Source organism: Streptomyces sp. NPDC054813, from assembly GCF_053611365.1.
On record NZ_JBSHAF010000009.1, the window covers coordinates 281,967 to 291,722 of the forward strand.

10 protein-coding genes and 1 tRNA gene are annotated in these 9,756 nt (G+C 70.8%); 7 read left to right on the plus strand and 4 right to left on the minus strand.

Annotation, left to right across the window (positions count from 1 at the left end):
* Nucleotides 1-57 precede the first annotated feature (57 nt).
* Nucleotides 58-2,586: an ABC transporter permease gene (locus ACWGJB_RS20595; protein ID WP_453381571.1), complete on the minus strand. Its 2,529-nt coding sequence runs from the start codon at nucleotides 2,584-2,586 to the stop codon at nucleotides 58-60.
* Nucleotides 2,586-3,359 (minus strand): ABC transporter ATP-binding protein, encoded by a 774-nt coding sequence (locus ACWGJB_RS20600; RefSeq protein WP_453381572.1) that lies wholly within the window; start codon nucleotides 3,357-3,359, stop codon nucleotides 2,586-2,588. The genes ACWGJB_RS20595 and ACWGJB_RS20600 overlap by 1 nt, the downstream gene beginning before the upstream one ends.
* A gap of 486 nt (nucleotides 3,360-3,845) precedes the next feature.
* Here ACWGJB_RS20600 and ACWGJB_RS20605 point away from each other — a divergent pair.
* The 5 genes from ACWGJB_RS20605 to ACWGJB_RS20625 all read left to right on the plus strand — a co-directional run bounded on the left by ACWGJB_RS20605 (nucleotide 3,846) and on the right by ACWGJB_RS20625 (nucleotide 8,007).
* Nucleotides 3,846-3,928 (plus strand) — tRNA-Leu (locus tag ACWGJB_RS20605).
* A 597-nt stretch (nucleotides 3,929-4,525) separates the two neighbouring features.
* Nucleotides 4,526-5,548, plus strand: coding sequence for a DUF5937 family protein (locus tag ACWGJB_RS20610; protein WP_453381573.1), 1,023 nt, complete (start codon nucleotides 4,526-4,528; stop codon nucleotides 5,546-5,548).
* A gap of 141 nt (nucleotides 5,549-5,689) precedes the next feature.
* On the plus strand, nucleotides 5,690-6,454 hold the full coding sequence (locus ACWGJB_RS20615) for an aminotransferase class I/II-fold pyridoxal phosphate-dependent enzyme (RefSeq protein WP_453381574.1): 765 nt from the start codon (nucleotides 5,690-5,692) through the stop codon (nucleotides 6,452-6,454).
* 56 nt (nucleotides 6,455-6,510) lie between these two features.
* On the plus strand, nucleotides 6,511-7,779 hold the full coding sequence (locus ACWGJB_RS20620; RefSeq protein ID WP_453381575.1) for an MFS transporter: 1,269 nt from the start codon (nucleotides 6,511-6,513) through the stop codon (nucleotides 7,777-7,779).
* A gap of 102 nt (nucleotides 7,780-7,881) precedes the next feature.
* Entirely contained in the window at nucleotides 7,882-8,007 is a 126-nt protein-coding gene (locus tag ACWGJB_RS20625) for a hypothetical protein (RefSeq protein WP_453381576.1), read from the plus strand.
* 74 nt (nucleotides 8,008-8,081) lie between these two features.
* Here ACWGJB_RS20625 and ACWGJB_RS20630 read toward each other — a convergent pair whose 3' ends face one another.
* A complete protein-coding gene (locus ACWGJB_RS20630; protein WP_453381577.1) occupies nucleotides 8,082-8,333 on the minus strand; it encodes a hypothetical protein in 252 nt (83 codons plus the stop codon).
* Nucleotides 8,334-8,496: 163 nt separating this feature from the next.
* On the minus strand, nucleotides 8,497-8,895 hold the full coding sequence (locus ACWGJB_RS20635) for a helix-turn-helix transcriptional regulator (RefSeq protein WP_453381578.1): 399 nt from the start codon (nucleotides 8,893-8,895) through the stop codon (nucleotides 8,497-8,499).
* Nucleotides 8,896-9,122: 227 nt separating this feature from the next.
* Here ACWGJB_RS20635 and ACWGJB_RS20640 point away from each other — a divergent pair, with 227 nt between their 5' ends.
* Together ACWGJB_RS20640 and ACWGJB_RS20645 are read left to right on the plus strand one after the other, a co-directional pair.
* Nucleotides 9,123-9,338 carry a hypothetical protein gene (locus ACWGJB_RS20640; RefSeq protein ID WP_207921928.1) on the plus strand — a complete coding sequence of 72 codons (216 nt, stop codon included), beginning with the start codon at nucleotides 9,123-9,125 and terminating at the stop codon, nucleotides 9,336-9,338.
* A 69-nt stretch (nucleotides 9,339-9,407) separates the two neighbouring features.
* Complete coding sequence (locus ACWGJB_RS20645) at nucleotides 9,408-9,626, plus strand: hypothetical protein (RefSeq protein WP_360490064.1); 219 nt, start codon at nucleotides 9,408-9,410, stop codon at nucleotides 9,624-9,626.
* The last annotated feature ends 130 nt before the right edge of the window (nucleotides 9,627-9,756 follow it).

Genomic DNA, 9,756 nt, shown 5'->3' on the forward strand with positions numbered 1-9,756 from the left:
GCCCCGCACCACGCGTGCGGGGCCCCTTCGCCGTGTCTGCGGCCACTCGGACCTGGACTACTCGGACTTGATCGCCGACAACATGTTCAGCCGCGCCGCGCGCCGGGCCGGCCACAGGGCCGCCAGGACGCCGACCACGCCGGCCAGCACCAGGAAGAGCGCCATCCTGGACCACGGCAGGACCAGTTCGTACGTCGGCATCTTCGCGCCGACCAGCTGACCGGCCGCCCAGCCGAAGAACACGCCCAGACCGAGGCCCAGCACCCCGCCGAAGAGCGAGATGACCAGGGACTCCAGCCGGACCATCCGCTTGACCGCCTTGCGGTCCAGGCCGATCGCACGGAGCATGCCGATCTCCTGCTGCCGTTCGAAGACCGACATGGCCAGGGTGTTGATGACACCGAGGACCGCGACGATCACCGCCATCGCGAGCAGGCCGTAGACCATGTTCAGGATCAGCGTGAACGCCTGGGCGATGGAGTCGGACAGGTCCTGCTTGTCCTGGACCTTGATCGCCGGGTTGGAGCCGAGGACCTTCTCCAGCTTGTCCTTGGCCGCGCCCGACGCGCCGTCCGCCGTCTTGACCATGACCTGCATGTCGGCGGGGTCGGTCTGGTGCGGGGTGAGGACGGCGTCGTCGAGCATGATCCCGCGGATCACCTCGTTGCCCTCGTAGACCCCGGCGACGGTCATCTTCTGCGCCTTGCCGTCCTCGTAGTGGACGGTGAAGCTCGAACCCGTCTTCCAGCCGTGCGACTTGGCCGTGTCGTCGTCCACGACCACGTCCGAGCCGCCGACCTTGAACGAGCCGCTGTCGACCGTGAGGTCGGTCAGCTTGCCGATCGCCGAGCCGTTGACGCCGGTCAGGTACTCGGTGTCGCCGTCGATCCGGGAGGCCGCGTTGCGCAGCGGGCTGCTGGCGGTCACCCCGCCGGCGGTCGCGACCTTCTTCGCCACGTCGGGGGAGAGCGCGTTTCCGTTGGCCATCGAGACGATGTAGTCCGCGCGGATCGCCGAACTCGCCATCTTGTCGATCGACTTCTGCAGGCTGCCCGCCATCACGGTCATGCCGGTGATCAGGGTCAGGCCGATCATCAGCGCCGAGGCGGTCGCGGCGGTACGGCGCGGGTTGCGCACCGAGTTCTGCCGGGCCAGCTTCCCGGCGACCCCGAACCCGCGCAGCAGCGGCGCGGCGGCCGCGATCAGCGGACGGGAGAGGAGGGGGGTGAGGACGAAGACGCCGATGATCAGGAGGACCGCGCCCAGGCCCATCGGCGCCTGGCCGTCCGAGCCGCTCATCGTGGTCGCCGCCAGGATCACCGTCACGCCCGCCGCCGAGAACAGGGCGCCGATCGTGTTGCGCAGCACCAGCGACTTGGTGGTCGGCGCCGAGTGCAGCGCGCTCATCGCGGCGACCGGCGGGATCTTCGCGGCCCGGCGGCCGGGCAGCCAGGCGGCCAGCATCGTGATGACGACGCCGACGGCGAGGGCGGCGGCCACCGTGCCGGGGCTGACGACCAGCGGGCCGTCCGGGACGGTCGCGCCGAACGAGCCCATCAGCGCGCGCAGTCCGGCGCCGATGCCGATACCGGCGACCAGACCGGCGACCCCGGCCACCGCGCCGACCACGAACGCCTCGATCAGCACCGAACGGGTGACCTGGCGGCGGGAGGCGCCCACCGCGCGCAGCAGCGCCAGCTCCTTGGTGCGCTGGGCGACCAGCATGGTGAAGGTGTTGGCGATGATGAACGTGCCGACGAACAGGGCGATGCCGGCGAAGACCAGCAGGCCCTGGCGCAGGCCGCTCATGCCGGCGGCGATGGACTTCGCCTGGTCGTCGGCGAGCTGCTGGCCGGTGGTGGTCTCCACGAGCTTCTTCGGCAGCGCCCGGTCCAGCTGGGCCTTGAGGGCGGCCTGGCCGGTGCCGGACTTCGCGGTCACGTCGATCTCGTCGTACGCGCCCTTCGTGCCGAACAGCCGCTGCGCGGTCGCCGTGTCGAACAGGGCGAGGCTGCCGCCGGCCGTGACATTGCCGTCGTCGGTGGTGAAGATGCCGGCGACGGTGGGCGTGAGGACCGGGCCGTTCACCGAGATGCGCACGGTGTCGCCGACCTGGTAGCCGGCCCGCTCGGCGGTCTTGGAGTCGATCAGCACCTCGTTCGCACCGCTCGGCGCGTGACCACCGACCAGCGGGTAGCGGGCGTCCTTGGTGCCCCAGTAGTTGCCGCCCTCGGACTGCCAGCCGCCGCCGATCAGCTTGCCGTCCTTGTCGGCGATCGCGGTGAAGCCGGAGACGACCCCGGTGGCGGAGGCGGCCCCGGGGACCTTCGCGGCCCTGTCGAGCAGCGCCTGGGTGAGGTCGGGGGTCTTGCCGACCTGATCGCCCTTGGAGTCCTGGTACTTGGCCTGTACGGCCACGTCGACGCCGTCGAAGCCCTTGGCGGAGCTGTTCTGGTAGGCGTCCGAGATGGTGTTGGTGAAGACCAGGGTGCCGGAGACGAACGCGACGCCGAGCATGACGGCGAGCACGGTCATCAGCAGCCGGGCCTTGTGCGCGAGGACGTTGCGCAGGGCGGTGCGGAACATCAGCTGGTCCGGCCCTTCGCGTCGAACTGCTTCATGAAGTCCAGGACCGTTTCGGCCGTCGGGCGGTACATCTCGTCGACGATCCGGCCGTCGGCGAGGAAGACGACACGGTCCGCGTACGCCGCCGCCACCGGGTCGTGGGTGACCATGACGACCGTCTGGCCCAGCTCCCGCACGGAGTTGCGCAGGAAGCCCAGCACCTCGGCGCCGGAGCGGGAGTCCAGGTTTCCGGTCGGCTCGTCGCCGAAGATGATCTCCGGCCGGGAGGCGAGGGCTCGGGCGACGGCGACGCGCTGCTGCTGGCCGCCGGAGAGCTGCGCGGGCCGGTGGCTCAGCCGGTCCTTCAGGCCGACCATCTGGATGACGCTGTCGAGCCACTGCTTGTCCGGCTTGCGGCCCGCGATGTCCATGGGGAGCGTGATGTTCTCCAGCGCGGTCAGCGTCGGCAGCAGGTTGAACGCCTGGAAGATGAACCCGATCTTGTCCCGGCGCAACTTGGTGAGCTGCTTGTCCTTCAGGGTGCCCAGTTCGGTGTCGCCGATCCGCACGGAGCCGGAGGAGAAGGTGTCGAGGCCCGCCACGCAGTGCATCAGCGTGGACTTGCCGGAGCCCGACGGCCCCATGATCGCGGTGAACTCGGCCTGCCGGAACTCGACGGTGACCCGGTCCAGGGCGACGACCTGCGTCTCACCCTGTCCGTAGATCTTCGACAGCTCCGTGGCGCGAGCGGCCACGGAGGTGGTCCGCCGGTCGACGATGGGTGTGGTGGACACGGAAGGGTGCTCCTGTCGGGACGACGGCGTTCATGGGGACGTGACCATCGTCCCGGCCGCACGGGCCCGTGTAGTCAGCCGCAGTTCCGGTTCCGGGGGGCGACCGAGGGGGGACCGGAGCGCGCCGAGTCATACCTGGGGATGACGGCGGACCCTTAGGCCGACCGACCGACCGACCGACCGACCGACCGAGCGGACCGACCGAACCGAACCTGACCGAACCGAACCGAACCTGACCTGATCCGGAACCGGTCGCTCCCATCTGTCCAGAACAGGTGGAGCCCCCTTGTTCGGACGGTGAAATTCCGTCATTCCCCGTACGCGTGCACCCACCGCGCGTAACGCTATTGGCAAGTGCGGATGGCTCGTTCCGGGGGCTGATGCACCCTCAGACGTCAATAAAATAAGACAACATCGGGTCGCCCGTCCGCTGTTCGGGGGACGCCTCCCGATAGGCTCGGAATCTCGTTGCGGAGCCCATGGCCTGCCCGGATGGTGGAATGCAGACACGGCGAGCTTAAACCTCGCTGCCCCTCGCGGGCGTACCGGTTCAAGTCCGGTTCCGGGCACTTTCGCTGCCATTGCGCCGACCCTGCCGATAAGGTCGGTTGGCGCCGTCCCTCGTGCGAGTCGCGACAGAGGGCAGCGCTTCGACCCCACCGACGAAGGCCCGGAGGCCGGTTGCCCGGGATTCGATCGACGATGGACGGCACCGCTTCCCCGTGGAGCACGCCGACGCGGCCGAGATCGCCGCCGCACGCCGGGCCCGTGCCGAACGCGACCGCGTTCACCCCCTCTGCGACGTCACATGGTCAACCGGATCTCCGAGGCGGACGCCGGCTCCCCGAAGGCCGAACTGCCGCGCCGTCGCGCAGGCGCTCCTCCTCGTCGGACGGCCCGGCAGCCGCTCCCGCACGCGACGCGCCGGAATCGCGTCAAAGTTCCGCCCCCGTCCCCGGCCGGCCTTCATGGTTCCGGCCAACTGCCCGGAGTGGCCCGTGGGCGGCCATCGTTTCGGTGGGTCTGGGATTGCATGCTTCCGTACGGGATCGCACCAGTTGAAATCGCGCCACGGGAGAGCTACGGCTCTCGGCACGGGGACCTAGCGTCTCTATGCGTCGCTCTGCCACCCACCGGAGCGGCACTGACGGGGACATGGGGGAAACATGATCCGCTTCTCGGCGACCGTGGACGACATCGCAAGGGTTCGATTCTCGCCCTCTCCGCTGGGGGAGGCCGTCTACAGCATCCGCATGCTGGCCTCGGCGGAACGCAGAAGGCGGCACCAGCCGTGGGTCGACGACGTCCGCGCGAAGCTGCGGACCCTGGATCTTCTGCCGCTACGCGCGCTGATCCCGCCCACCGGATACGTCCCGGACTTCCTCACCCCGCCGCCGGACGGCTCCGGGCCGCGGAGGATCACCGAAGAGCTGGAGTTGGTGCGGGCGACCCCGAGTGAACACTTCGTCGCCGAGGTGTCATGGATGGCCGCCGACCCCGGCACGCCCGTGACCTGGCGGCAGGAGGCGGCGCCGCTGCACCGGCAGATGCTGGCTCAGCCGGCGCAGGCCATCGCCCGGATCACCGAACAGCTTCAGACGTACTGGGACCTCGCGCTGGAGCCGCACTGGCGGCGGCTGCACGGCAGACTCCAGTCCGACATCCGCTCCCGCATGCAGGTGATCGAGAGTTCCGGGGCGGCCCCCGTGTTCTCCTCCCTCCACCCCCGCATCGCCTGGAGGGACCAGGAGCTGACCGTGCGCAGCGCCTACGACTACCAGAAGGACCTGGGCGGCCGGGGCATCGTGCTCGTACCGAGCGTGTTCTGCGGGCCGGAGGTGCTCACCATGACGCCGCCGCAGCAGTCGATGATCGTCTACCCCAGGCCGGGCGTCGAGGAGTTGTGGCACCGCTACGCCACGGACCAGCCGCGCCCGCTGGCCGCGCTGCTCGGCGGCGTCCGCTCCGCGGTGCTCGAGGCCCTGCTGGTGCCCGCCTCCACCGGCGATCTCGCCGCGGCGATCAACGTCACCCCCGGCGCCATCAGCCAGCACGTCGCCGTGCTGCGCGACTGCGACCTGGTGACGAGCCGACGCCACGGCCGCCGCGTCATCCACTCGCTCACCGAGACGGGCGAGGCGCTCGTGCGGGGTGCCGTGGCGCCCGGTGGCGGACGCCTCTCGGCCTGACCTGGGCTCGCGAGACCGGTCGGCCGAACCGTCGAGGACGTGTGCCCCGGCTCGGTTTTAGCGGGGGCTAAAAGCGTTGGGGGCGTCCTCGCGGGTGTGTTTGGCTCACAGGGTGACGTTGACCGAGACGAACCAGGGCCCATGCAGGTGCTGCCCGGGGTCCTGGAGCAGATCGGCCCCGTGCACCGGTTCGACCTGGCGGACCCGCTGACCCTGGAGGCCCGGCTGGCCGAAGCGCGGGAGCAGCGCCGCACCCCCATCGCGCTGGTCGACGGCGTCGGCTCGATGGGCGGCCTGATCGACGTCGACTCCCTCGCCCGGTCGCTGGGGGAGGCCGGCGGGCTGCTGTACGTCGACGACGCGCACGGCATCTCCATCGACGGCCCGTACGGCGCCGGTTACGCCTGCGAGGCCTGCGCCGACGGGCTGCCCGGCAACGTGGTGCTGGTCGGCTCGCTGTCCAAGGCCTTCGGCGGTGCGGGCGGTTTCGTCGTGCTGCCCGGCGAGGAGGAGGTGCGGGTGCTGCGCAAGTTCGCCAGTCCGCTGGTCTTCGGGCACTCCATCATGCTGCCGCTGCTCGCGGCGGACATGGCCGCGGCCAAGCTGCACCTGAGCGGCGAGGTGGCCGGGTTGCAGGAGCGGCTGTGGGGGAACGCCGCTCTCTTCGACGAGCTGACCGACGGCCGGCTCGTCAGTGCCGGGCAGCGTTCGTCGTCCGCGGGGCCCATTTCGCCACCGAGCAGGCGGCGTTCGAGGCGGCTGCGCTCGGCCGGCGTCCTGGTACTGCCCGCCCTCTTCCCGACCGTCGCGAAGGGCACCGGGCTCATACGCTTCGCGCTCTCCGCGCTCCACGAGACCTCCCAGCTGACAGCAGCTGTGGAGGCACTCGGCCCGATCGCCTCATGACCGTCCCCCACCGCAACCGTGAGCCCACGACCCGACGGGCCCGCCCAAGGAGTCACATGAACACGAAGAACCTGGTCCCTCCGGCCGGACCGGCGCGTACGCTCGCCCTGGCCCAGTTGATCAGCAGGACCGGTGACGGCGCGTACTACGTGACGGCGGCGCTGTTCTTCACCCAGGTCGTCGGGTTGTCCGCGGCCCAGCTGGGTCTCGGGCTGACCATCGCCTGGACGGTGGCGCTGGCCCTGAGCGTGCCGCTGGGACATCTGGCCGACCGCCGCGGGGCGCGGGGGACGGCGGTGTTCTTCTTTCTGTGCGCGGCGGTGGCCGTCGGTTCGTACCTGGTCGTGCGCTCCTTCCCGCTGTTCGTGCTCTCCGCGTGCCTGTACGCGGTGGGGCAGCGCAGTGGCTCCGCGGCCCAGCAGGCTCTGCTCGCCGGGGTGGTGCCCAAGGAGAACCTCACCAAGGTCCGCGCCATCCTCCAGGCCAGCTACAACGCCGGGCTCTCCCTGGGTGCCGCGCTCGGCGGCGTGGTGCTGCTCTTCGACACGCGTGGGGCCTATCTCGCCGCGTTCGCGCTCAACTCCGTGGCCTTCGCCATGGCCGCCGCGGTGCTGTGGCGGGTGCCGCCCATCGCCCCCGCCCCGGCACCCGCCGACGGCGAGCGGACGAAGACGGTGTTCCGGGACCGGCCCTACGTCGCCGTCAGCCTCCTCAACCTGGTCCTCGTGCTGCACGTGCCGCTGATCGACGTGGCGCTGCCGCTGTGGATCGTCGGGCACACCGAGGCCCCGAAGTGGGTGCTGTCGGTGATGTTCGTGCTCAACACGCTCGCCGTCGTGGTCCTCCAGGTGCGCGTGGCGCGCGGGGTGACCGACCTGGCGAGCGGGGCGCGGTACGTGGTGCGCGGCGGGCTGCTGCTCGGCGCGGGCTGCGTCGTCTTCGCCTTCTCCGGCAGCGGCGACTCCGCCTGGTCGGCGGTGCTGCTGCTGGTCGCCGCCGCGGCGGTGCAGACGGTGGGCGAGATGATGCAGATGGCCGGCAGCTGGGAGATCAGCTTCGGGCTCGCCCCCGACGGCAAGCACGGCCAGTACCAGGCGTTCTTCGGGTCGGGGCTGACGGTGGCCGAGATCGTGGGCCCGCTCGCGCTGACCGGGCTCCTCGTCTACTGGGGCGCACCCGGCTGGATCCTGCTCGGCGCCCTCTTCGTCGCGGCGGGCCTGGCGATGGTGCCGGTCGTGCGATGGGGGGAGCGCACCCTGGCCGGCCAGGGGGAGGCGGTGCCGGACACCGCCGACGCGGCCGAACACCAACTGACCAGGCACTGAGAGGAAGGGAGACGGACGCATGGGCTCGGACGCGGGCACGACCGTGGCGGCGGGCGGCGGCAGCCGCACGGTGCTGCTCATCGGCGGGCGGGTGGAGACCGGATGCGGGGGCACCTGGCCGGCCGACCAGGCGCGGTCGCCGCCGCCGTGGCCGAGGACCGGGCCGCGCTGGAGAGGTTCGGGGCCCGGCACGGCCATCCCTTCATCGTCAAGCCGGTGGACGGGTGATTATCCCGAATCCGTGGACGGGCTCGACACGACCGGAAAACCGAAGGGCGGCATTGCCCGGGTATCGGGTCGGCTCACCCCTCGTAGACGGTCAGGACCGCGCCGTCGACCTCGATGCGGCGGCCCGCCCGCATGCCGTTGCGGCGCAACGTGTGCAGGCATTCCTCGAAGAGGGCGAGTTCACCGGCGCCCAGGATGGCGGCGGCCAGGTCCAGGAGTTCGGTGACCGAGGCGTCGGTGAGCACCTCGGGCAGTTCCCCGGACAGCAGGACGACGGACTCGCCGTCGGGTCCCCGGACCACGGCCGTCGCCGGTCCGCCGTGCACGAACAACACATTTCCCCCTGAGAGCCCGTGGTCGTGCGGCTCTCGCGTCCCGGGCAGGACGAGAGACTAGTCCTGGATCTTCACGGTTTCGTGCGGAGTCGGATTCTTTTTCCGACTTGGCGACAGACCGTCCGAGAGCGTTCGAGGAGCCGTCCGGAGGCGGTCACTTCTCCTTGGCGGGTCCGGAGGAACGGTCCAGCAGGGACTCGACCAGCGCCGTGACATGGCGGCGGTCGTCCGCCGACAGCTTCTGGACGCTCGCGATGAGCAGCGCGACCTCGGGGTCGGCGGCGCCGCCGTTCGCGCCGGCGTCCGGCGAGGTGTCGTACACGTGGATCCCGCACGCCTCGGCGGCGGCCCGGCGCACGCTCTCCAGCGGGAGCTCCAGGCCCTTGGCCAGGCCCTCCAGGGTCGTCGTCTGGGGCATGCGGACCACCCGCTCGGTGGTGGCCAGGTGGTGGACCGTGGAGCGGGGGACACCACCGCGCCGCGCCACGTCACCGTAGGACCAGCCCTTGCGGTCGAGGTGCTCACGGATCAACTGCTGCAGTGCGTTGGCCACTGAGTCACTTCCTGCTCGCCGCCTGCGGAGTCCGCCATGTCGCGCCGATTCTACGGTCGCCGCCGCGATCGGCCGAGAGGGTGATTTCCCGAACGGGTTGCGCGGGGGGTTCCCGAGGCCCTAGTGTCCAATCTCGTTGGACAGCTCGTCCGACCAGATTGGACAGAGTCCGGGGGGAACCTGACTCGGTCCGATCGGAAATGTCTATCCCTGAGGGGGAAGCGATCATGATGGACGCCCATGAGCTCGAGGCCGAGTCCGCGGAGCTGCTGCCGGGTCGTGAGGCCCTGGGCCGGCTGAAGTTCGGCTTCGGCAAGACGGTCAACGTCACCAAGCACGTCGCGAACATCAGCGCCCACAACGAGTCCGCCGCGCTGAACGACCACTCGTCGTGGTCGGTGGCCGACTCCGGCGCCGCCCAGACCATCAGCGTCACCCAGTAACACCGCGCCGGCGCACGGCGCCGGTGCCGACCTCGACCTCATCGCACACGAAACGAAAGGACATCCGTCATGAGCATGGACATGAACGAGCTGGAGAACGAGTCCGCCGAGCTGCTGCCGGGCCGTGAGGCCCTCGGCCGCCTGAAGTTCAGCTTCGGCAAGACCGTCAACGTCACCAAGCACATCGCCAACATCGACGCGTCCAACCAGTCCGCCGCCCTGAACGACCACTCCTCGTGGTCGTCCGCCACCTCGCAGGCCGCGCAGACGATCAGCGTCACCCAGTAGTCCCCGGGAGCGGGGGCCCCCCCGCCCCCCCGCGGGGGGGGGGGGGCGGGGGGCGGGGGGGGCGCCGGGGGGGGGGCGCGGGGCGGCGGCGGGGGGGGGGGGCACCCCCCACGCGCGAGAGCTCTGGGAC

What these genes read in the sequence shown, in the direction of transcription:
- ACWGJB_RS20595 (WP_453381571.1), bottom strand. Translation starts at nt 2,586, where the DNA reads ATGTTCCGCACCGCCCTGCGCAACGTCCTCGCGCACAAGGCCCGGCTG.
- ACWGJB_RS20610 (WP_453381573.1), top strand. Translation starts at nt 4,526, where the DNA reads ATGATCCGCTTCTCGGCGACCGTGGACGACATCGCAAGGGTTCGATTC.
- ACWGJB_RS20615 (WP_453381574.1), top strand. Translation starts at nt 5,690, where the DNA reads ATGCAGGTGCTGCCCGGGGTCCTGGAGCAGATCGGCCCCGTGCACCGG.
- ACWGJB_RS20620 (WP_453381575.1), top strand. Translation starts at nt 6,511, where the DNA reads ATGAACACGAAGAACCTGGTCCCTCCGGCCGGACCGGCGCGTACGCTC.
- ACWGJB_RS20625 (WP_453381576.1), top strand. Translation starts at nt 7,882, where the DNA reads ATGCGGGGGCACCTGGCCGGCCGACCAGGCGCGGTCGCCGCCGCCGTG.
- ACWGJB_RS20640 (WP_207921928.1), top strand. Translation starts at nt 9,123, where the DNA reads ATGATGGACGCCCATGAGCTCGAGGCCGAGTCCGCGGAGCTGCTGCCG.
- ACWGJB_RS20645 (WP_360490064.1), top strand. Translation starts at nt 9,408, where the DNA reads ATGAGCATGGACATGAACGAGCTGGAGAACGAGTCCGCCGAGCTGCTG.